21 protein-coding genes and 1 riboswitch are annotated in these 22,034 nt (G+C 60.8%); of the genes, 13 read left to right on the top strand and 8 right to left on the bottom strand.

Translation table 11 applies throughout. The features are described 5' to 3' along the window. Window positions 1-414: 414 nt before the first annotated feature. Both cysQ and nudE read right to left on the bottom strand, forming a co-directional pair. Window positions 415-1,227: a 3'(2'),5'-bisphosphate nucleotidase CysQ gene (cysQ, locus tag G5137_RS09195; RefSeq protein WP_421255268.1), complete on the bottom strand. Its 813-nt coding sequence runs from the start codon at window positions 1,225-1,227 to the stop codon at window positions 415-417. 37 nt (window positions 1,228-1,264) lie between these two features. Beyond that, complete coding sequence (nudE, locus tag G5137_RS09190) at window positions 1,265-1,873, bottom strand: ADP compounds hydrolase NudE (RefSeq protein ID WP_168769989.1); 609 nt, start codon at window positions 1,871-1,873, stop codon at window positions 1,265-1,267. 144 nt (window positions 1,874-2,017) lie between these two features. Between nudE and yrfG the strand changes: the two genes are divergently transcribed. Then, entirely contained in the window at window positions 2,018-2,698 is a 681-nt protein-coding gene (gene yrfG, locus G5137_RS09185) for a GMP/IMP nucleotidase (protein WP_421255267.1), read from the top strand. Between the two features lie 85 nt (window positions 2,699-2,783). Here the strand turns inward: yrfG and G5137_RS09180 are convergent, their stop codons facing one another. The 4 genes from G5137_RS09180 to G5137_RS09165 all read right to left on the bottom strand — a co-directional run bounded on the left by G5137_RS09180 (window position 2,784) and on the right by G5137_RS09165 (window position 5,435). Next, window positions 2,784-2,996, bottom strand: coding sequence for a hypothetical protein (locus G5137_RS09180; protein ID WP_245148109.1), 213 nt, complete (start codon window positions 2,994-2,996; stop codon window positions 2,784-2,786). A gap of 164 nt (window positions 2,997-3,160) precedes the next feature. Beyond that, window positions 3,161-3,499 (bottom strand): DUF1294 domain-containing protein, encoded by a 339-nt coding sequence (locus G5137_RS09175; protein WP_421255266.1) that lies wholly within the window; start codon window positions 3,497-3,499, stop codon window positions 3,161-3,163. Continuing rightward, window positions 3,496-4,086 carry a sugar O-acetyltransferase gene (locus G5137_RS09170; protein ID WP_255938775.1) on the bottom strand — a complete coding sequence of 197 codons (591 nt, stop codon included), beginning with the start codon at window positions 4,084-4,086 and terminating at the stop codon, window positions 3,496-3,498. The genes G5137_RS09175 and G5137_RS09170 overlap by 4 nt, the downstream gene beginning before the upstream one ends. A gap of 86 nt (window positions 4,087-4,172) precedes the next feature. Next, window positions 4,173-5,435 (bottom strand): MgtC/SapB family protein, encoded by a 1,263-nt coding sequence (locus G5137_RS09165; RefSeq protein ID WP_421255265.1) that lies wholly within the window; start codon window positions 5,433-5,435, stop codon window positions 4,173-4,175. Between the two features lie 217 nt (window positions 5,436-5,652). On the opposite strand from G5137_RS09165, the gene G5137_RS09160 reads away from it, so the two are divergent. From G5137_RS09160 to G5137_RS09110, 11 genes are all read left to right on the top strand, one after another. Next, a complete protein-coding gene (locus G5137_RS09160) occupies window positions 5,653-6,654 on the top strand; it encodes a sulfate ABC transporter substrate-binding protein (RefSeq protein ID WP_058056498.1) in 1,002 nt (333 codons plus the stop codon). Between the two features lie 56 nt (window positions 6,655-6,710). Beyond that, window positions 6,711-7,286, top strand: coding sequence for an RBBP9/YdeN family alpha/beta hydrolase (locus G5137_RS09155; protein WP_245148106.1), 576 nt, complete (start codon window positions 6,711-6,713; stop codon window positions 7,284-7,286). Window positions 7,287-7,557: 271 nt separating this feature from the next. Further along, entirely contained in the window at window positions 7,558-8,397 is an 840-nt protein-coding gene (cysT, locus tag G5137_RS09150; protein ID WP_040067348.1) for a sulfate ABC transporter permease subunit CysT, read from the top strand. Continuing rightward, entirely contained in the window at window positions 8,394-9,284 is an 891-nt protein-coding gene (gene cysW, locus G5137_RS09145; RefSeq protein ID WP_005343065.1) for a sulfate ABC transporter permease subunit CysW, read from the top strand. Before cysT ends, cysW begins: the two co-directional genes overlap by 4 nt. 22 nt (window positions 9,285-9,306) lie before the next feature. Beyond that, complete coding sequence (locus tag G5137_RS09140; protein ID WP_421255264.1) at window positions 9,307-10,374, top strand: sulfate/molybdate ABC transporter ATP-binding protein; 1,068 nt, start codon at window positions 9,307-9,309, stop codon at window positions 10,372-10,374. A 123-nt stretch (window positions 10,375-10,497) separates the two neighbouring features. After that, a complete protein-coding gene (gene cbl / locus G5137_RS09135; protein WP_120414722.1) occupies window positions 10,498-11,445 on the top strand; it encodes an HTH-type transcriptional regulator Cbl in 948 nt (315 codons plus the stop codon). A gap of 194 nt (window positions 11,446-11,639) precedes the next feature. Further along, a complete protein-coding gene (locus tag G5137_RS09130; protein ID WP_216952130.1) occupies window positions 11,640-12,851 on the top strand; it encodes a threonine synthase in 1,212 nt (403 codons plus the stop codon). Then, window positions 12,848-13,513, top strand: coding sequence for an amino acid ABC transporter permease (locus G5137_RS09125; protein ID WP_421255263.1), 666 nt, complete (start codon window positions 12,848-12,850; stop codon window positions 13,511-13,513). The genes G5137_RS09130 and G5137_RS09125 overlap by 4 nt, the downstream gene beginning before the upstream one ends. Window positions 13,514-13,605: 92 nt before the next feature. Then, entirely contained in the window at window positions 13,606-14,268 is a 663-nt protein-coding gene (locus G5137_RS09120) for an amino acid ABC transporter permease (RefSeq protein ID WP_421255262.1), read from the top strand. Further along, the gene (locus tag G5137_RS09115; protein ID WP_421255261.1) at window positions 14,265-15,026 is read left to right on the top strand and encodes an amino acid ABC transporter ATP-binding protein; all 762 of its coding nucleotides are present in this window, start codon (window positions 14,265-14,267) and stop codon (window positions 15,024-15,026) included. The genes G5137_RS09120 and G5137_RS09115 overlap by 4 nt, the downstream gene beginning before the upstream one ends. Beyond that, on the top strand, window positions 15,023-15,859 hold the full coding sequence (locus G5137_RS09110) for a transporter substrate-binding domain-containing protein (RefSeq protein WP_040067363.1): 837 nt from the start codon (window positions 15,023-15,025) through the stop codon (window positions 15,857-15,859). The genes G5137_RS09115 and G5137_RS09110 overlap by 4 nt, the downstream gene beginning before the upstream one ends. Window positions 15,860-16,017: 158 nt before the next feature. Here the strand turns inward: G5137_RS09110 and gbpA are convergent, their stop codons facing one another. Continuing rightward, the gene (gbpA, locus tag G5137_RS09105) at window positions 16,018-17,439 is read right to left on the bottom strand and encodes an N-acetylglucosamine-binding protein GbpA (RefSeq protein ID WP_421255260.1); all 1,422 of its coding nucleotides are present in this window, start codon (window positions 17,437-17,439) and stop codon (window positions 16,018-16,020) included. 65 nt (window positions 17,440-17,504) lie between these two features. After that, window positions 17,505-17,590: riboswitch (cyclic di-GMP riboswitch) on the bottom strand. Window positions 17,591-17,855: 265 nt separating this feature from the next. Next, on the bottom strand, window positions 17,856-19,538 hold the full coding sequence (locus G5137_RS09100) for a methyl-accepting chemotaxis protein (RefSeq protein WP_421255259.1): 1,683 nt from the start codon (window positions 19,536-19,538) through the stop codon (window positions 17,856-17,858). A 273-nt stretch (window positions 19,539-19,811) separates the two neighbouring features. Between G5137_RS09100 and G5137_RS09095 the strand changes: the two genes are divergently transcribed. Continuing rightward, window positions 19,812-21,656 carry a M3 family metallopeptidase gene (locus G5137_RS09095; RefSeq protein ID WP_421255258.1) on the top strand — a complete coding sequence of 615 codons (1,845 nt, stop codon included), beginning with the start codon at window positions 19,812-19,814 and terminating at the stop codon, window positions 21,654-21,656. The last annotated feature ends 378 nt before the right edge of the window (window positions 21,657-22,034 follow it).

The raw sequence follows: 22,034 nt of genomic DNA, 5'->3' as shown, positions 1-22,034 counted from the left end.
TTTTAATCTGAGCTTATTGTGGTTTATCGGGATTTAATTCTCAAAAAGCGAGACTGAAACATATCACTGCCATTGCGGGGTTTAGCCAGCGAGATTGGGAATGGAATCTGGTTCACAGAATGGAACAAAACTGATATTTGTGATTTATGTGAAATATAAAACCAAAATTTAATCTACTATCATTTTTTTATTTTGGCTAATCAGGTGTTTTCAGAATTACGTGAAAAATCGTACCATTTCTCGCCGACCGATTGTGATGTTTCACTATCATTTCGCTTCTTTGCCAGCGTATCACGCTGTGCAAGCGCGCTTTGACCAGCGGATCACACCGGCCATCACACCGGACAACGACTCTGAAAAAGCAGGCGGCCATCGGGCCGCCTGCATGTCTGGAGTGATGATATCGCTACTCGTCTAGTGGGCAAGAATGTTGCCCCAGGCGAGATCCGGATCCCCCATCACGATAAAGTCAGGGTTCTCCAGCGATTCGGTTTCGTTGTAACTGAGTGGCTGCAACGCCAGGCTGAGGATACGGCCACCGGCTGCCTCGACGATGCACTGGGCGGCGGCGGTGTCCCACTCGCCGGTGGGGCCGAGCCGCACGTAGCAATCGGCCGCCCCTTCCGCCACCAGACAGGATTTGAGGGAGCTGGAGCCGAGCGGGATCAGCTCGTAGTTGATGGCCGGGTTGAGACGGCGGGTGAGGTTTTCCAGCTTCTGGCGGCGGCTGATGGCCACCACCAGTGAGTCGGGCTGGTCATGCTCGTGATGCATGGCGCTGATGGGCAGTACCTCGCCATTCACCTCCTTGAAGGCGCCGTAGCCGCGCACCGCCCAGTAGAGCACGTTGGACTCGGGGGCGTAGATGACCCCGAGCACCGGCACATTGTCCCGCACCAGGGCGATCAGGGTGGCGAAGTCGCCGCTACCCGCGATGAACTCACCTGTACCGTCGAGAGGATCCACCAGCCAGTACTGCCGCCAGTTGGATCGCTGGCTGAAGGGGATGTCGGCCGCCTCTTCGGTCAGCACGGGAACGTGGGGAGTGAGCGCCGACAGTGCCTGTTTGAGGTAGGCATCGGCAGCAAGATCGGCACTGGTGACCGGGGTCGTATCCTCCTTCAGCTGACGCTCGAACTGACCGCCATGATAGATGTCGTGAAGGATCCTTCCGGCTTCGCGGGCAATCTCCTTGACCCCCGGCACCCAGGCCAACAACTCCTGCATCTCGTTATCCTCTGTCTGTTAACTGCCCGTCTGCGGGCTACTCTGCCTGCTCGGCCAGCCACTTCTGGGCCAGTAGCAGGGCACTGATGCTGCGCGACTCGGTGAAGTCGGGTCGCGCCAGCAATTCATCGATCCGGTTGAGGGGCCAGGGGATCACCTCCAGCGGTTCGGGTTCATCGCCGATCCGCTGTTCGGGGAAGAGATCCCGCGCCAGTAAAATGTCCATCCGGCTGGAGAAGTAACCGGGGGCCAGCGACACCTGTTTGAGTAGGGTCAGGCTGTTGGCGCCAAACCCCGCCTCCTCCATCAGCTCCCGGTTGCCCGCCTCGAAGGCATCTTCGCCCGGGTCGATCAGCCCCTTGGGAAAGCCCAGCTCGTAGGAGTGGGTGCCGGCGGCATATTCGCGCACCAGCAGCAGGGTGTGGGCATCGAACAGCGGCACCACCATGACGGCGCCCCGGTTGCCGCCGCGCATCCGCTCGTAGACCCGCTCTTCGCCGTTGGAGAATTTGAGGTGGAGGGACTCCACTCTGAACAGCCGACTCTCGGCCACGATATCGGCCTTGAGGATCTCCGGTTTGCTCTTGGGATGATCCAGTTGGTCGGCTGAGATGTGCTCGGGTTTGCTCTTGTGAGGGTCGCTCATCGGACGCTGGCTGCTCGTTAAAAAATCGTGCTTCAAGAGTAAACGACTCTCACACCGAACACCACGGGCCAGGGATGGCAAAGGGGGAGGAAAAATCCGTTATACTGCCGCCCCGTTTTCCGAGATCAGCGATCAAGAGGCCCGATGCCACACTCCCGCGCTACCACCTTGCCCTGGCACCAGATAGATACCGTCTTGCTCGATATGGATGGCACCCTGATCGATCTGCATTTTGACAACCACCTCTGGCAGCAGCTGGTGCCGGAGCGTTACGCCGAGCGGCTCGGTCTGCCGCTGGATGAAGCCAAAGCGCAGATCGACGTCCACTATCACGCCGTCAACGGCACCCTCAACTGGTACTGCGTGGATTACTGGAGCGAGACCCTGGGGCTCGATATTCGTGCCCTCAAGCAGGAGCTGCTGGCGAAGATCCAGTGGCGTCCTCACGCCATCCCCTTTCTGGCCGAGCTGCGCGCCGCGGGCAAGCAGTTGGTGCTCTTTACCAATGCCCACCCTGCCAGCCTGTCGGTGAAGGATGCGCAGTTGGGACTAAGCGATCATCTGGATTTGATGGTGAGTACCCACGAGCTGGGCTGGTCGAAGGAGAGCCAGTACTGCTGGCAGGCGCTGGCACAGCGGCTGGCGTTCGATCCGGCCCGTACCCTGTTTGTGGATGATAGCGAGCGGATCCTGCGGGCTGCCGCCGACTACGGTATCGGCTATCAGCTGGCGATCCAGAATCCGGACAGCTGCAAGCCGGAGCAGAACATCACCGCTTTTCCGGCGATCCGCGATTATGCGGAGTTGCTGCCGCTGGCAATCTGAATTTGCTGAAACGAGAGAGGGCTGCATCATGCAGCCCTCTTTCTTTGATTTGAATTTTGGTTATCTGACGCCTGATGGCGAAAAATCACAGCTCCCGAAACGGGCGCCGTTTCTCTTCCTCGATGACGATCGCCTCCAGATTGGCGATCCGCTCCTGTAGCTCTCTTATGATCATATCCTGCTTGCCGAGGCGATCGGTGATGCGGGCATCCCCCATCTGGTAGCGAGCCCGTTTGCCGAGATATCCGAACAATATGCTGATAAATACGATCAGGACTATGCCTGTCCACATGGTCATGTCACGACTCCTTGTCGTCTATAAACGGCGAAAACGCTGATGGATCCGTTCTGTTTTCTCATAGCCGCCAATTGGCCGCAATGGGCCCCGTTTCGCCTTTGTGATGCAGTTGGCTATTGCTGCCAGAGAGGGCGGCCAAGCCACCACCTTGCTTACCCGGGTGGCTATTGCTGCCAGAGGGGGCGGCCAAGCCAGAGGGCCCACAGGGTGAGGTGCAGCAGCACGATAAACCAGAAGACCAGCCGGTAGCTGCGCTTCTGGGTCTTGTGACGTAGCCACTGGCGGGCCACCAGTGCCCCCGGCCAGCCGCCGCACAGCTCCAGCAGATGGAGCCTCGATTCGGGAATGCGCCACTCGCCCCGCACCGCCTGCCGCTTGTCCCAGGCGTAGGCCGCCAGCGTCAGCAGACTCATGGTCAGCAGTGCGGCCAGTGGCCACCACTGCTGGCTGTCGAGGCCGAGCCAGAGGGTCCAGCCCAGTGGCAGCAGTGCCAGCGCCATCATTGGGCCAGCTCCCAGCAGCGCTCCTCATCCTGCTTGAGAGTGCGGATCACCCTGGCCGGATTGCCCACTGCCACCGAGTCGGCGGGGATGTCGCGGGTGACCACGGCGCCAGCGCCAATGATGGATCGCGGCCCTATGGTGACGCCGGGGCAGATGATGGCGCCGCCGCCGATCCAGCAGTCATCGCCGATCCGTACCGGCTTGTTGTAGGCAGTCCAGTTGCGTCGTTCCAGATAGTTCATGGTGTGGGTGGCGGTGTAGATCTGCACGTTGGGGGCCAGCAGCACATGGCTGCCGATGTGTACCTCGCCCACGTCGAGAATAGTGACGTTGAAGTTGAAGAAGGTCTTCTCGCCGATATGAATGTTGCGGCCGAATTCGCAGGTGAAGGGCGTGCTGATCCAGCAGGAGTCGGGGCAGTGGCCGAACAGCTCGCGGCAAATTTGCTGGCGCAGAGGGCCATCGCCTGCAGGTGAACCATTGAGCCGGGCCAGCAGCGCCTGACCGCGGATCCGGTCGTTCGCAATCTCCTCGCTCTGGCTGTCCAGTGCCCCGCCAGCCAGTACCTTGTCCCAGTCGCTCGCCATTGCTACCTCCTCATGCTGCAAGAGGGGGCAGTATACGTGACAAGCGCGAGAGGCGTCAGTCTGTCACTTCTGGCAGGTGATCCCCGTCATCCTGCTGGCCAGACGAGGGGGAGGATCAGCAGGGCCGAGACGAAGTAGGGGAGCAGCACCCGCAGCCCCAGACTGCGACCGCCGATGCCGAGGGCCAGCAACCCCTTCACCAGCGAGTTGATCAAACCGGCGAGCAGGATGCCGCGGGCCGCCACCTCCAGCGCCAGCTCCTTGTGGGAGAGCTGGGAGAGCGACAAGGTGATGGCATCCACGTCGGTGATCCCCGACACCAGCGACAGCAGATAGACCCCGGAGTTGCCCACCTTGTCTTGCAGCAGAGTTGCCATAAAGCCGATCAGCGCCAACAGCAGGCCGAACTTGATGGCGGTGGTCAGATCGAGCGGGTTGCTGGTTTCCGGCTGTACCGGGCCGTCAGTCACCTCCTCGCGCTGGCGCCAGAACCAGAAGGCAAAGCCGTACACCGTGGTCGCCAGCAACACGAGCGGGGCGGCGAGGCGCATCGCCAGTTCGCCGTGAATCAGCAGCACCAGTACCAGCAGCCGCAGCCACATGGTGGCCCCCGCCAGCAGGATGCCGGTGGCCAGCAGTCGCTCCAGCCCCCCCTGCTCCTTGTTGAGACGGGCGAACTGCAGGGTAAGGGCGGTGGAGGAGGCCAATCCCGCCAGTATGCTGGTGAGCACCAGTCCGGCGCGGGTGCCGAGCAGGCGTACCGCGAAGTGGCCACAAAACGAGATGCCGGCGATCACCACCACCATCAGCCAGATCTTGAAGGGGTTGAAGGCGTCGAGGGGGCCCATCTCCTCGTTGGGCAGCACCGGCAGCAGCACCAGCGAGATAAGCAGAAAGCGCAGGGTAGCGTGGAATTCGGTCTCGCTGAGAAACAGCATCCCCTGCTGGATCTGTCCCTTCAAACCCATCAACAGGGCGGCCAGCACGGCGCAGGCCACCGCCTCGCTCGGGCTCAGCAGTACCGACATCAGCCCCAGCAAATAGGTGAGCAGCATGGCTACCGAGCTGGTGAGACCAAACTCCCCTTGCCAGCGCTGGGCCAGCCAGACCGAGAGGCCGCAACCGATCACCACCGCCAGCAGGCCGAGCAACGGTAGCCAGGGGCCCAGAGTCGGCAGCAGTAAACCGCACACCCCGCCAAGCAGGCCGATAAGGCCGTAGGTACGCATCCCGGCGATGCGCTGGTTATCCCCCAGCTGGCGCACCTGCCAGCCCCGCTCCAGCCCGATGATGAGGCCGATGGCCAGCGAGACCAGGGCACCGTTGACGGGTTCTGCATTGATCCACATAACGACTTCCTTTTCGTCATCTGCCTGCCTTGTTCCCATGATGGCACAGCGCTTGAGGTCACAGAGGGGCGTGGCTCACAGAGTCTGCGTCTGGCTCCTTGTGGCGTGTGGCTGCCTGATATGAGCAAAAGAGATAAGCAAAGAGTTATTTCTTTCTTCTGGGCATAACAACTCCACGGCATGCTGTTCTCAACCCAACAAGATATGGAGAATCACCATGAAACTGCGAATGACCGCCCTGACCCTGCTCTCTCTGCTGGCATTTGGTCAGGCCAATGCCGCCGAGATCCGCCTGCTCAACGTCTCTTACGATCCGACCCGCGAGCTGTTTCAGGAGTACAACGCCGCCTTTGCCAAGGAGTGGAAGGCCAAAACCGGCGACGACGTGGTGGTGAGCCAGTCTCACGGTGGCTCCGGCAAGCAGGCCCGCGCTGTGGTGGATGGACTGGAGGCCGACGTGGTATCGCTGGCGCTGGCCTACGATGTCAACGCCATCGCCAAGGAGGGGCTGACCGCTGCCGACTGGCAGAGTCGCCTCGGCAACAACGCCTCGCCCTATACCTCCACCATTGTCTTCCTGGTGCGCAAGGGCAATCCCAAGCAGATCAAGGATTGGGATGATCTGGTGCGCAAGGATGTCGCCATCGTGACTCCCAACCCCAAGACCTCCGGCGGGGCACGCTGGAACTATCTGGCCGCCTGGGGCTATGCCCTGAAGAAGAGCGGCAGTGAAGAGGGGGCCAAGCAGTTTGTTGGCGATCTATTCAAGAACGTGAAGGTGCTGGACTCAGGCGCCCGCGGTGCCACCACCAGCTTTACCGAGCGCGGTCTCGGTGACGTGCTGCTGGCGTGGGAGAACGAAGCCCTGCTGGTGCTTGGTCAGGCGGGTGCCAGCGACAAGTTCGAGCTGGTGGTGCCTTCGGTCTCCATTCTGGCGGAGCCGCCGGTCGCGGTGGTGGACAAGGTGGCCAAGAAGCACGGTACCGAAGCTGTGGCCAAGGCCTATCTCGATTATCTCTACTCTGACGAGGGGCAGCATATCGTCGCCAAACATCACTATCGCCCCAGCAACCCGGCGATCCTGAAGGAGACGGCAGCCCAGTTCCCGCAGCTTGCCTTCTTTACCGTCAAGGATCTGGAAGGGGATTGGGAGAAAGCCCAGAAGAAACACTTCGCCCAGGGCGGTCTGTTTGACCAGATCTATCAGCCGGGTCGTTGATAGCTTCGTTATCCATCACTGAACTGGCCCCTGTGCCAGCCGATAGGAGCACCAAGATGAACAAGATCCTCCTGGTTCCCGGTCTGCACAACAGTGGGCCGGATCACTGGCAGAGCCGCTGGCACGATCATTTTCCCCAATGGCAGCGGATGACCGGGCTACCGTGGGACAAGCCGGACCTCAGGGTCTGGAGTGCCAAGCTGGCGAGCAAGCTGAAACGTCGCCGCAGCCGGGTCCATCTGGTGGCTCACTCCTTCGGCGCCCTGACCGCCATCGCGGCGGCCCGCTTGCAGCCGGAGAAGGTGGCCTCGATCTTTCTGGTGGCGCCCGCCGATCCTGCCCGTTTTGGCATTGCGGATGAGGCCTTGGCCGGGCCGCTGCAGGTATCGGCCCAGCTGGTGGCCAGCCGCAATGATCCCTGGATGAGCTTTGAACGGGCCGAATACTGGAGCCGTCAGTGGCAGGTGCCGCTGTTCGATGCCGGTGAGGCGGGCCATATCAATGCCCAGTCAGGTCATGGGGATTGGCATCAGGGGCTGCATTTGCTGGGGGCTCTCTACCGCCGTGGTGAGCTGGTAGTGGCACCGGTCAAGGCCACATCGCCCCGGCCGGTCGTATTGGGCTTTCGCTAGGTATCTGTGAAGTGGTTGGAGGGTTGTCGGGCGCGCTGTTCGCTGGCTACTCCATGCCCCCGTTCTTTGAATGCTCCGCTCCGTATTGCTCCATTTCTTAGGTCTTTTATTTATATAAAAGACCTTTTTTTATTTGGAGTGCGCCAAGAGCCTTGTGACTCTGCGGTTAGACAAAAAAGTGATTAGCAAAGTCGCAATTGATGTTTGTTGCCGATGAGGGGAGTGAGCAGAATCACCATATCGAAAATTCTTCATAACAGATGGATGTGTTATGCGATTTGGTTCTTATTCTGTCCTGCCCGGTTTTGGCCCCACCCTGGGGTTCAGCCTGCTCTATCTGGGCCTGCTGGTGCTGTTGCCGCTCTCGGCCCTGGTGCTGTTTGCGATCAACAACCTGACCGCCGCCGAGTTCTGGCAGGTGATCGGTTCACCCCGGGTGCTCGCCTCCTTTCGCCTGAGCTTCGGTGCGGCCTTTGTCGCGGCGCTGCTCAACAGCCTGTTCGGCCTGATCCTGGCCTGGATCCTGGTGCGCTACACCTTCCCCGGTCGTCGACTGGTGGATGCGTTGATCGACCTGCCATTCGCCATGCCGACCGCCGTTTCCGGCATCGCCCTGTGCGCCATTTTCGCCCCCAACGGCTGGATCGGCCAGTTGCTGGCGCCGCTCGGCATCCAGCTCGCCTACAACCCTATCGGGGTGGTCATCGCACTCACCTTTATCGGATTGCCGTTTGTGGTGCGTACCCTGCAGCCGGTGCTGCGGGAGGCTGAAACCGAGCAAGAGGAGGCGGCCGCCAGCCTCGGCGCCGATCGCTGGCAGACCTTTCTGCGGGTGCTCTGGCCGACCCTGGTGCCTGCCCTGCTCACCGGTTTTGCGCTGGCGTTTGCCCGCGGGGTGGGGGAGTACGGCTCCGTCATCTTCATCGCCGGCAACCTGCCGATGGTCTCGGAAATCGCGCCGCTGATGATCATGAGCCACCTGGAGGAGTATGACTACGCCGGTGCCTCCGCCATCGCAGTGGTGATGCTGCTGATCTCATTCATTTTGTTACTGCTAATCAACAAGTTGCAGGCCTGGAGCTGGTCTCGCATCGGAGGGAGCCGGATATGAGTTCATCTGCTATCGCCATTGAGGCGGCCTCTGTGGAGGCGACCCCCGCTCGCAAGGCACCGGTCGTGATCCGTGAACCCCAGTGGGTCAAGTGGCTGCTCATCACGGTCGGTTTGGGCTGGTTTGCCGCCCTGTTGCTGCTGCCGTTGGCCACCGTCTTTATTCAGGCGCTGACGCCGGGGCTCGCCTTCTTCTGGCACGCCATCAGCGAGCCGGATGCCTTGAGCGCCCTCGGTCTCACCGCGTTGGTGACCCTCTGTGCGGTTCCACTCAATCTGCTGTTCGGGATTGCTGCGGCTTGGGCCATCGCCCGTTTCCGCTTCCCCGGTCGGCAGCTGCTCATCACCATCATCGATCTGCCCTTCTCGGTGTCGCCGGTGATCGCCGGTCTGATGCTGGTGTTGATGTTCGGCAGCCGCGGCTGGTTTGGTGACTGGCTGAGCGAGCACGACATCAAGATCATCTTCGCCACCCCGGGGATCATCCTGGCCACCACCTTCATTACCGTGCCCTTCGTGGTGCGCGAGCTGTTGCCCCAGATGGAGGCGCGCGGCCCGGAAGAGGAAGAAGCCGCCATCATGCTGGGGGCGAGCGGTCTGCAGATGTTCTGGCGCGTCACCCTGCCCGGCATTCGCTGGAGCCTGATGTATGGCCTGCTGCTCTGTACCGCCCGCGCGGTCGGGGAGTTTGGCGCGGTGTCGGTGGTCTCCGGCCATATTCGCGGCCAGACCAATACCCTGCCGCTGCATATCGAGATCCTCTACAACGAGTACCAGACCGGCGCCGCCTTCGCGGTGGCAAGCCTCTTGGCTCTGTTCGGGATCTTCACCCTGCTGGGTGAAACCCTGTTGGCCCGGCTGCGTGCCCAGCCCACCAAATCTCACTGATCACCGTTTTAAAGAGGCAGCCATGAGCATTCAGGTTCAACAACTCAACAAGCATTTCAATCAGTACGCGGCGCTGGCAGACATCAACCTCGACTTTCACGACGGTGAGCTGGTGGCCCTGCTTGGCCCCTCCGGCTGTGGCAAGACTACCCTGCTGCGGATCATCGCCGGGCTGGAGCAGGCCGACTCTGGCCACGTCATCATCCGTGGCGAGGATGCCTCGGATCTCCATGTGCGTGAGCGCAACGTCGGCTTCGTGTTCCAGCACTACGCCCTGTTTCGCCACATGACGGTATTCGAAAACGTGGCGTTTGGCCTGCGGGTCAAACCGCGCAGCGAGCGCCCGGCCGAGGCGGCCATTCGTGCCCGGGTCAAAGAGCTGCTGGATCTGGTGCAGCTCAGCCACGTGGCCGAGCGCTATCCGACCCAGCTCTCAGGCGGTCAGCGCCAGCGGGTTGCGTTGGCCCGCGCGCTGGCGGTGCAGCCCAAGGTACTGCTCTTGGACGAGCCCTTCGGCGCCCTCGATGCGCAGGTGCGCAAGGAGCTGCGCCGCTGGCTGCGCGAGCTGCACGACGAGCTGCACGTCACCAGCCTGTTCGTCACCCACGATCAGGAGGAGGCGCTGGAGGTAGCGGATCGGGTGGTGCTGATGAATGCCGGACGGGTCGAGCAGATCGGCACCCCGGCCGAGGTCTACGACCAGCCCGCCAGCTCCTTCGTCCACAGCTTCCTCGGCAGTGTGAACCAGTTCCGCGGTCGGGTGGCGGAGCAGGGATTCGGTGTCGGCGAGCAGCTGCTCGGCGGGCCGTCGGCTTCCCATCTGGCTCACGGCAGTGCCGCCATCGCCTATGTCCGCCCCCATGAACTGGAGATCTTGCCAGCCGATGCGCCGGGCGGGATCCGCGCCACCATTACCCGTCTGCTGCCCATGGGACCACGCATTAGGGTGGAGCTGCGTGGCGATGGCGAAACCAAAGGGGCCCACTACGAGGCGGAGCTGACCAAGGAGGCGGCCAAGCAGTTTGTTCCGGGTCAGGGGGTCAAGCTGGTGGCCAGACAGGCGCAGTTCTATCCCGATTATCAGATTTGATGCTGTGTTGCGGGCGGTGTGGCCGCCCGGTTCAGGCGCTCTGCCGGGGCATGATCCGGCCAAATAACAAAAATGAGAGGGGCGAGCAGATTGTGTCGCCCACTCTTCGCAGGAGGCGACAAGGTGAATTTTCAGCAGTTACGAATTATCCGGGAGGCAGCGCGGCGGGATTACAACCTGACCGAGGTGGCCAACGCCCTTTTTACCTCGCAATCCGGGGTGAGTCGCCATATCCGCGAGCTGGAAGAGGAGCTGGGGATCGAGTTGTTCATCCGCTACGGCAAGCGGCTGCTCGGTATGACCGAGCCGGGCAAGGAGTTGCTGGTGATTGCCGAGCGCATTCTCAATGACGCCAACAACATCCGCAAACTGGCCAGCACCTTTGCCAACCGCGACTCGGGCCGTTTGCTGGTGGCGACCACCCATACCCAGGCCCGCTATGCCCTGCCGCGGGTGGTGAAGGCGTTTCGCGAGCAGTTTCCGCTGGTGCAGCTGGAGCTGCGTCAGGGCAGCCCGGAGGAGATAGTGCGACTGGTGCAGACCGGCGAGGTGGATATCGGCATCAGCAGCGAGCAGCTCGACAAGAGCGAAGGGGTGGTGGCATTTCCCTACTACCGCTGGCACCACAATATCGTGGTGCCCGAGCAACATCCGCTTACTGGCGAGCGGGATCTGACGCTGGCGGCGCTGGCCAACTGGCCCATCGTCACCTATCAAGCCGGGTTGACCGGGCGGGTGCGGGTGGATGAGGCGTTTGCTGCGGCTGGCATCGAGCCGCAGATCCTGCTGACGGCGCAGGACTCCGATGTCATCAAGACCTATGTCGAGCTGGAGATGGGGGTCGGCATACTGGCCGACATGGCGTTCGACGCACAGCGCGATCAGGGGCTGGTACAGCTTGATGGCAGCCATCTGTTTGCCCCCCATACAGCCTGGATTGGCCTCAAGCAGGGGCAGTTCCAGCACAACTTTGCCTGGCAGTTTATCCAGCTCTGCAACCCCGAACTGGCACTGGCGGATATTCAGGCCCGCGCCATGGGCAGCGAGCCTGCCCTCGACTTCCAGATTTGAATCGGAATAGACGACAGAAGGGGAGCCAATGGCTCCCCTTCTTTGTTGCTGGCAGATGAGATTGCCAGCGAAAACAGACGGCTTCATATGAATTTTTTCACTTAGGATTTCCAGTTAATTTTGTTTGTTATCCGGCACTTGGGTTGCAGGATGGAATAAGTGACTGACCAAAGTCGATCCATTCAGGATAAAGCATGCCGTATAGCTACCTATCACATCTGCGTTGCAGCAAGAGTGGCGAGATCCATGAGGCTGACCAGCCCTGGCAACTGAGCCGGGCAGGTGCGCCACTGCTGGCCAGCTACGATCTCGATGCGCTGAAGCGAGCATGGCACCCGGCGGCATTGCTGGGGCGCCCGGCCAGCCTGTGGCGTTATCACGAGTTGCTGCCGGTACGGGATCCCGCCCACGTTGTGACGCTGGGGGAGGGATTCACCCCACTGCTACGGCTGCCTACGCTGGGCAAGCAGATCGGTATTCCGGATCTCTGGATGAAGGATGAGAGCGTCATCCCCACCGGCTCCTTCAAGGCTCGTGGTGCAGCGGTGGGCATCTCCCGCGCGCGTGAACTCGGCGTCACTCACTTCGCCATGCCGACCAACGGCAACGCAGGCGCTGCATGGGCGCTCTACGGTGCCCGTGCCGGACTGCGCAGCACCATCGTTATGCCGCAGGCAGCCCCCGCCATCACTCGACTGGAGACCTCTCTCGCCGGTTCCCGTCTATATCTGGTGGATGGCCTGATCAGCGATGCCGGTCGTCAGGTGGCGCAGGCGGTGGCGGAGCAATCCCTGTTTGACGCCTCAACCCTGAAGGAGCCCTACCGGATTGAGGGCAAGAAGACCATGGGGCTGGAGATTGCCGAACAGCTGGGCTGGACCCTGCCGGATGTGATCATCTATCCGACCGGTGGCGGGGTCGGCCTCATCGGTATCTACAAGGCGCTGCGCGAGCTGCAGGAGCTGGGCTGGGTCAAGGGCGCGTTGCCCAGACTGGTCGCGGTACAGGCGAGTGGCTGCGCGCCCATTGTGCAGGCGTGGCAACAGAGAGCCACCGAATCGAGCTTCTGGCCCGACTCCCAAACGCTGGCTTTCGGCATCAATGTACCCAAGGCACTGGGAGATTTTCTGGTGCTGGACGCCCTCTATCGCACCGAGGGTTGCGCCATCGCGGTGGATGACAAGGCCATCCAGAGCGAGATCCGCCAGCTTGCCTCTCGCGAAGGCAGTTTTGTCTGCCCTGAGGGGGCCGCCGCGTTTGCTGCTGCTCGTCAACTACGCGAGGCTGGCTGGATCCGTGGGGGAGAGCAGGTCGTGGTGCTCAATACCGGTGCCGGCATCAAGTACCCGGATGCGATCACTGTGCTGCCCCAGCGTCTGCAGCGTGACGGGAGGATCCCGGCATGAATCTGGATCTGCCCTTTATCGTCACAACGCTGCCCGCCTTCGGCAAGGCGGTCTGGGTCACCTTGCAGCTGGGAACCATAGTGATCCTCACTTCGCTGGCGGTCGCCTTGCTCAACGTCGCCCTGCTGAGCCTGCACAAGCGGCAGCTAACCGCACTGATCCGCGGATATGTCGAGCTGGCCCGCAACACGCCGCTGCTGATCCAGCTCTTCTTCCTCTATTTCGGGCTGCCTGCGCTCGGCTTGTCGCTGTCGGGCTTTACCACTGCGGTGATTGCCATGACCTTTCTCGGCGGTGGTTATCTGACCGAGGCGCTGCGGGCAGGCATTCAGGCGGTGCCCGCCAGTCAGCTGGAGGCAGGCAGGGCTATCGGGCTTTCTCGCTGGCAACTGCTGCGCCACGTGCAGCTGCCCCAGGCCTGGCTCGCCAGCCTGCCGGCGCTGTTTGCCAACTTCATCTTCCTGCTCAAGGAGACGACCGTGGCTTCGGCGGTGGCGGTGCCAGAGCTGCTCTACACCACCAAGAATTACATCGCCCTCTACTACAAGACCTACGAGATGCTGGCGGTGCTGACATTGATGTGCGTGCTGATCTTCCTGCCGCTCTCTCTCGCTCTGCGAGTCGTTGAAAGGAGGCTGCAACATGGTCAGTTCGGTCACTGAATCGCTGATGCAGGCGAGGATCCCGATGTGGGCACTTATCTTCCAGCTGCCACCGTCTCTCGTCACCGAGGCGCAGGAAAGGAGGGCTCAATATGGTCAATTCCGTTACTGAGCAGCTGACGCAGGCGTTGCCACTGCTGGCAGTGGGTGCGGGTCAGACCCTCGCTATCTCGCTGCTGGCCATCCTGTTTGCCACTCTCGGCGGTGTCGCTTACGGCGTGCTGGCACAGCAGGGCGGTTGGTTGGTGCGGGGGCTGCTGCGGCTTTATCTCGAGCTGTTTCGGGTGGTACCGGTGCTGGTGTGGCTCTATCTCTTTTTCTTCGGGTTGCCGATCTTTTTCGGCCTCGATATTCCGGCCTTCTGGTGCGCCGTGCTGGTACTCGCCCTCTGGGGCGCCAGCGAGGTGGGAGAGGTGGTGCGCGGTGGCCTCAACTCCCTCGCCCGTGGTCAGCAGGAGGCCGGCTTGGCGCTCGGGCTCTCGACCTGGCAACTCTATCGCCATGTGTTGCTGCCACAGGCGTTGCAGCGGCTGACGCCGCCGACCATCAACATCTACACCCGCATCATCAAGACCAGTTCGCTGGCGGTGCTGATCGGGGTGGTGGAGGTGATCAAGGTGGGCCAGCAGATCATCGAGCGCACCTATGGTTCCCTGCTTATTTACGGTCTGCTGTTTCTGTTCTTTTTTCTGGTCTGCTATCCGCTCTCGCTCGCCTCGCGCAGGCTGGAGCAACAATGGGGTAATGCGGTATGACACCTCTGCTTGAACTCGGTTCTGTCAGTAAACAGTTCGGCCCGAATCTGGTGCTGGATCGGATCAGCCTCAGCGTGCGCGCCGGGGAGGTGATCGTCATCCTGGGGCCAAGTGGTTGTGGCAAGAGCACCTTGCTGCGCACTCTCAACGGGCTCGAACCCATTCAGGGGGGCGAGATCCGCTTCGATGGTGTGCTGCTGGATGGTGCCACCGACTGGCAACGAGTGCGCCAGCGGATCGGCATGGTGTTCCAGAACTATCACCTCTTCCCCAACCTGACGGTGCTGGAAAACGTGCTGCTTGGCCCCCTGCAGGTGCAAAAGCGGGAGCGGGCAGAGGCGCTGCTGCAAGCCGAGCAGCTGCTGACCCGCATCGGCCTGTGGGAGCGGCGCCATGACTATCCGCGCCAGCTCTCCGGCGGTCAGCAGCAGCGCATCGCCATCGTGCGGGCGCTGTGCATGAACCCGCAGGTGATGCTGTTTGACGAGGTAACCGCCGCCCTCGACCCCGAGATGGTGCAGGAGGTGCTGGAGGTGATCCGCGATCTCGCCGGCAGCGGCATGACCCTGCTTATCGTCACCCACGAGCTGGCCTTCGCCCGGGCGGTGGCGGATCGCATCGTCTTCATGGATGGCGGCCACATTCTGGAGCAGGCCGTCCCCCACCAATTTTTCGACAATCCCAGGAGCCAGCGTGCGCGCCAGTTCCTCGCCAAGTTTTCTTATACAAATGTCATCAAACGAAAGGAGTCAGCATGAAAAAAATCACCTCGGTTCTGCTTAGTGCCTTATTGGGACTGGGTATCGCCAGCGGCGCTGCCCATGCGGCGGACGGTTCCCTCGACAAGATCAAGGCGCGGGACAAGCTCATCGTCGGCGTATTCACCGACAAGCCGCCGTTTGGCTACGTGGACGAGAAGGGCAACTACGTCGGTTTTGACACCGATCTCGGTCGCCGCTTCGCCAAGGATCTGCTGGGGGACGAGAACAAGATCGAGTTCGTGGCGGTGGAGCCAGCCAGCCGCATCCCCTTCCTGCAGAGCGACAAGGTGGATCTGATCCTCGCCAATATGACGGTGACGCCGGAGCGGCGCGAGGTGGTGGATTTCACCAACCCGAACCTGCGAGTGGCGGTACAGGTGCTGGTGCCGGAAGGGAGCCCGGCCAAGAAGCTCGATGATCTGGCTAGCAAGACCCTGATCGTGACCACCGGCACCACGGCCGACATCTGGCTGACCCGCAACCACCCGGAGTGGAAGGTACTCAAGTTCGAGAAGAACACCGAATCCCTGCAGGCGCTGGCCCAGGGGCGCGGCGATGCCTACGCCCAGGACAACCTGGTGCTGTTCAGCTGGGCCAAGGAGAACCCGGGCTATCGGGTATTGCCCGAAAAACTGGGCTCGGAAGATCCCATTGCCCCGGCGGTGAAGAAGGGCAATATCGAGCTGCGTGACTGGGTCAACGACCGTCTCGCCAAGCTGGGGGAGGAGAAGTACCTGCTGAAACTCTATGACCAGTATGTGCGTGACAAGCTGAGCCCTGATACCGATCCGAATGATGTGATTGTCGAAGGAGGAAAATGGCAGGGTTAATGGACAAACCCTGTTTGAAGAGTGTGTTGAGTGTGTTGAGTGTGTGAAGTAAGTGAAGAGTGAGGTCTTGGTTCCGTTGGTATGCAAACCGCAAGGTTTGATTTTTCCGGGCGTCCCCTGCTAGAGAGGACGCCCTTTTTTATGTGGCCAAGCGTGGGTTAGTGCACTTCATCCCACGCCATCTGCCAGTGGGAGCCGATGCCCGGCTCGTACTGGGTGGCGGTGGTAGTCCACTGCTGGCAGTAGCCGCTGTAGGGGAAGGGCTTGCACTGATAGACCTTGCCATTTTTCGGCTGCTGCACCTTGGTGCCGGCTGCATAGGATTTGAGCGAGTTTGGGAAGACGAAGTCGTATTCGCCGCTGCTCTGTTCCTTGAACATCAGATCCATGGTCTGCTGGATGGTCTCGCCGCCCGCTTTCGAGGTGGCCTTGATCACCAGCTGGTGGTGACCTGCCTTGAGCCCTTCCAGCGCCATGGTAAAGGTGTGGCTGCTGTCCTTGATGTCGGCACTGCTTTCACCCTTGGCGACGCCGCCGTGGTCATAGAGGGTGTTGGTGACGGCCAGATCGCCCTGTGCGGTGACGGTGAAATCGAGGGCTGCCTTGCCGTTGTCCAGCACATAGTCGCTGGCCAGACCGCTGACGCTGATGCTGTCCACTACCGGTGGCTGCAGCTGTTGCAGGTCAATCTCGACTCGATCCAGTTTGCTGTCTCGATGCAGATAGACGGGGTTCATACCGTAGACCGGATTGAACTGGCCATCGGCTCCTTGCTGACCGGCGCGGATCAGGCTTTGCTCGGCGTTGATCTTGCTGGCGAGGGCATGAGCCCAGCTGTTCTTCTGGCCCTGCTCGGCGGTGGTGATGGTCAGTACTGTCTGCAGCTCGGGACGCTCGCCGTTGGCATCGAATACCCGGGTCATCGCCTTGTCACCCACGGCAAGGTCAATGGAGGGGTAGATGGTGCCTGCCTGGCTCCACTCCAGCGGCGGCTGGCTACCATCTTTGAACTTGGCATCGATGATGTTGTAGAAGCTGTTGCTGGTGTCGCCCACTTCCCACACGCCAAGGATCACCTGATAACCGGTTCGCTCCGGCAGGACACAGTTATGGGTCACCTGCTTGGGCGGCTGCACCATGTTGCCGTCGATGACGCAGAAGGGGGTCAGGTCGAACGAGTCGCGAGTGAGCGGTTGATTGGGGTTCCAGTCCTGCTTGGTGAGGTAGTAGCGCCAGTTGCGGGTGACGTGGTTGGCGGTGAAGGTCCAGCTGATGGCGAAGGGGCCGGGCTGTACTTCACGCTTGGTCCAGCGGTCGCTGGTCTGGATGTTCAGCTCGCTCCAGCGCGGGCTGCCCGCCGAGGCGATTTGACCATCCTGCGGGCCGGTTTGCGGGAAGCCTGATGGCCCCTCCACGCTCTGGGGTTCCCACTGTACGCCTCCACACTGGCTGTTGCCGCCGGTTTTGCACAGGTAGTTGCGGCTCTCGGGCTGGCTGATGTAGCCATGAGCCAGGGCGCTGCCGCTGGTCAGCAGGGCCAGCACCGCCGCGATGTGATTGAGTTGGATTTTTGCTGCCATACATTCCTCTGTTCGATAGATGTGGGCAGTCAGTTGGCCGGGGAGTTCCCCGATGCACACTTGCGTGTGGCAACCCCGCTATCCTGGACAAAACGTCTGTAGACCGGAGGCTTTGCGTCCCGACATTTCGGTCAGTTTGCCAAATGACTAGATGGTTAGTGATGGGCCAAATGTTCGGCCATCAGCATTGTGCACCGCATTGATTAATTATTTGAAGTTAAATGTTTAAATGCATAATCCGGTGGCACAAAAAACGTTCTAACTGGCTGTTTTTAAATTGTTCTCTTATCTGTGAATGGCACCGATTAACGTTGAATATGCCGATAAGGTGCATGTTGATTGCGTGTTGCTGACGTAAAAAAAACCTGCCAGCTTGGCTGGCAGGTCGGGTGACAAGGCGACAAGGATTGACGCCATCAATGACGGGCGCGCTGCTCGCTATTGGTGTGATGTAGAGTTGGTGCCATCGGGGTCTTGGTGGACTCCTTGCCCAGTTTGAACACCGCAAGCCGCTCATCCAGGCTGCGAGAAAGACCGGCCAGCAGTTCGCTCTCCTGCGCCAGTTGCGAGGCGGACTGGGACATCTCCAGCGCCGAGTCGTTGATGCCGCTGACGTTGCGGTTCATATCCTCGGCCACCATGCTCTGCTGCTCGGCGGCGGTAGCGATCTGGGTCGCCATGTCGCTCACATGCTGGATATGGTTGACGATCAGAGTGAGATCCTGCCCAGCCTGTTGTGACTGGTTGACGCTGCTTTCGGCCAGTTTTCGGCTGGCATCCATGGCATTGGCAGCAGTGACGGCCCGTTGCTGCAACTGGGCGATGGTGCTCTGGATCTCTTCGGTGGACTGGCGGGTACGACTGGCCAGCTGGCGCACTTCATCGGCGACTACGGCAAAGCCACGCCCCTGCTCGCCAGCACGGGCGGCCTCTATGGCGGCGTTGAGAGCCAGCAGATTGGTCTGATCCGAGATGGAGCTGATGACGGCGGTCACTTCACCGATCTGCATGACCCCCTCTTTGAGCTGGTTGACCTGCAGGGTGGCCTGCTCCACCTCGGTAGCCAGCGCCTTGATGCCGTGCACACTGGCGTGAACGTCACGGTTGCCGAGGCCAGCTTCTCCGGTCGCTTCCTGGGTATCCCGCGCGGTATTTTCGGCATGCCCGGCCACATCGGAGATGGTGGCGCTCATCTCGTTCATGGCTGTGGCGAGCTGGGCCAGCTGATCCCGCTGGCTGCTCACCGCCTGATTGGTTTGCTCGGCGGAGGCGGCGATGCGCAGGGCTGCATCGGCCACGTTGCGGGCACCCAGACTGGCCTCCAGCAGGGCGTGACGAATGGCATCGAGACTCTGGTTGGTGCAGCGGGCGACCACTCCCAGCTCATCCTTGCCATGTACCGGGATGCTCACCACCAGATCCCCCTGGGCGACCCGTTGCATGGCGTTGTTGATCTGGTTGAGGGGGGAGACGATGGAGCGGGTGATGCGCCAGCCCAGCAGCCCCATCAGCAGGGTCACAATGGCGGTGGCGCTACCCATCTTCATGTACTGGGCCCAGATGGTCTGCTGGATATCCTGCAGCAGCATGCCGGAACCGAGGATCCAGCCCCAGGGTTGATAGCCTGACACCATGGAGAGCTTGTCAGCAGTTTCGCCCGATGGGCCGCTCCAGACATATTGCAGGGTGCCCTGTTTGCCTCCCTTGGCAATATCGACCATCTGCAGCCAGAACTGCCCGGCGGTGGCACCTGTTCCTTCCCCCATGGTCTGGCCGACCAGCTCCGGCCGGATGGGGTGCACCAGCATCTGGCGGTTCTCATTGATCACGAACAGATAGTTGTTGTCGTCAAAGCGCATATTGGTCAGCAGCTTGCGTGCCTCTTGCTGCGCCTGCTCCATAGGCAGGGTGCTGGCCAGAAACTGGATCTGGCTCATGGCCTGGCTTAATACCGCATTGAGCCGCGCCTCTCGCTCACTCATCAGATTGCGCTGGAGCGCGTTGGCCGAGATGAACAGCAGCGAGACAAAACCGACAAACGCCAACGTGAGCAGCAAAAACAATTTGCGGCTCACGGTGATATCACCGAGCTTGAACATGACGAAACCCTCATTCCCTGTTGATTTTCTATGGCTCGTTACTGCGGCAGCCAATTGCTTGATGTAACAACTTATTTACTATTAACCAGTGGTCGCGCGCCCTTAAATGAGCGTTTTGACAACAGTATAGCCAGCAGACAGCACTCCCCATTTTTTGGTAGCGTGTTCAGGCGCATCCCTGCGCAATTTTTGCCAAAGAGTGTGAATCATTTGGCATTTCACTAAAAATGGAGTGGGCCCCGCTGCGGGTGACCCCATAACAAGAGGGAATTTATGAGTTCCATTGCCAGGAATTACTTCAACCAGCTCAACGCCGACTATCTGCAGGTACACAGGCGCAAGGAGGATCTCTTCTGGTCCACCTATATGGGTACCAGCGACGATCAGGCCGGTTTTACCGCGGCCGAGCAGGCCTACAAGGCTTTTTGCGCCAATCCGGCCCGTCTGCCCGAATTGCGGGAGATGCTGGCGCAGGCCGACGAGGATGATATCAAGCGCGGTCTGCAAGGCTGGATCGCCTTCTTCGAGTGCAATGTGATTGAAGATCCCGCCGCTGCCGCCCTGATGGATGAGCTGGTGGCTGCCGAGGCGGCGCTGTTCGCCCGCCGCAAGGGGCTGAAACTGACCCTGCTGGATGAGCAGGGCCAGCAGGTGGCTGGTAGCCTACCCGCCGCCAGTACCTCCCTTGCCGCCAGCCCGAGCGAGGCGGTGCGCCAGAGCGCGCTCGCCATGTTCCACACCCTGGAGCAGTGGGTGGTCGGCAATGGTTTTCTCGAGGTGGTGGCGCTGCGCAACCGCTTTGCCAGCGCCATGGGCTATCGCGACTACTTCGCCTACAAGGTGCGCAAGAACGAGCAGATGAGCCCGGAGCAGTTGTTCGCCATCCTCGACGACTTCATTTCCCGCACCGACGCCCGGCTGCAGCAAAGCCTTGCCGAGCTGAAAGCGGCCAAGGGGGAGGCGGCCCTGCTGCCCCATAACCTGCGCTACGCCATCAGTGGTGATGTAACCCGCCAGCTCGATCCTTATGTGCCCTTCTCGCGGGCGCTGAAGGATTGGGTCGAGAGCTTCCGTCGTCTCGGCATCCAGTATCGCGGGGCGACCCTCACCCTGGACTTGCTGACCCGGGAGGGGAAATACGAGAACGGCTTCTGCCACGGCCCGGTGCCGAGCTTCTTCCAGCAGGGGGAGTGGATACCTGCGGTGGTCAATTTCACCAGCCTGGCCGATCCGGCGCAGGTGGGCAGCGGCTGGAGCGGGCTCAACACCCTGTTCCACGAGGGGGGCCACGCCGCGCATTTTGCCAATGTCACCGGCAATGCCCCCTGCTTCTCACAGGAGTTTCCGCCCACCTCTATGGCTTATGCCGAGACCCAGTCGATGTTCTGCGACAGCCTGCTGGACGATGCCGACTGGCTCAAACGCTACGCCAGAAACGCAGCAGGAGAGGCGATCCCCGATGCGCTTATCCAGGAGATGATCGAAGCGCGTCAGCCGTTTCGAGCCTTCAACGAACGCCAGATCGCGCTGGTGGCCTACTTCGAGCGGGATCTCTATGCCATGGATGAGAGCGAGCGCACTCCCGAGGCTGTGCTGGCACTGGCCCGCAAGTGGGAGCGCAAGATCCTCGGGGTCGAGAGCCCGCGCCCGTTGCTGGCCATTCCGCACCTCCTTAATCAGGAGTCGGCCTGCGCCTATCACGGCTACCTGCTGGCGCTGATGGCGGTGGAGCAGACCCGCGCCTTTTTCCTCAAACGTGATGGCTACCTTACCGACAACCCGCGTATCGGGCCGGATCTGGCCGCCCACTACTGGGGGCCGGGCAACGGCATGACTCACGATGAGACTTTGCGCAGCCTGACTGGCGAGGGATTTAGCGCAGTGCCGCTGGCCGAGGCATGCAACCTGAGCGCCGCCGAAGCGTGGCAACAGGCGCAAGCCTGCATGGCCGCCGCCCAGCAGCGCCCCGCGGCTGGCGAGGGAAGCCCGCTCGATGCCCATATCCGGGTGGTCCACGGCGCCGAGCTTATCGCCGACAACAACGAGTCGGAAACCCGCATGCTGGCCGACTTCGAGGCGTGGATCGTCAACCATTACCAACCGGTTTCAGCCGAATAATCCGCACATCTCCCGGTGATCAGGCCGGGAGCTGTGCTTTTCATGGTTATTCGTTGTCGTAACCGTGGCAGACGCTGCCATATTATTGGCAGGTGCGCGACATAGTTTGTCGCCTTGCCGATTGGGTCCGCATTTTGCCATCAGATATGTATTCATATGAACATGAATAGGAATTGCAGGCTGCAAGATAGTAGATTCACTGAGTTACGCTCTTTTGTCTTTTCTGTTAATAGTGCTTTTTGTAGTCATCTTTGTGCATAAAGATTGATCCATTCAACTATCTGCTAGTTATTCTCATCTTTCCGGGTTGACTAAATTGTCCACAACTGCAAAATCGCCCACCTTGCCACCCCCGATGTGAGTCGGGCTCGGAAAGCT

The sequence above is a fragment of the Aeromonas sp. 600282 genome (assembly GCF_049175755.1).
GTDB lineage: Bacteria > Pseudomonadota > Gammaproteobacteria > Enterobacterales > Aeromonadaceae > Aeromonas > Aeromonas veronii_A.
Note: the sequence above shows the minus strand (reverse complement) of the source record. Positions and strands in the feature narration are given on the sequence as shown.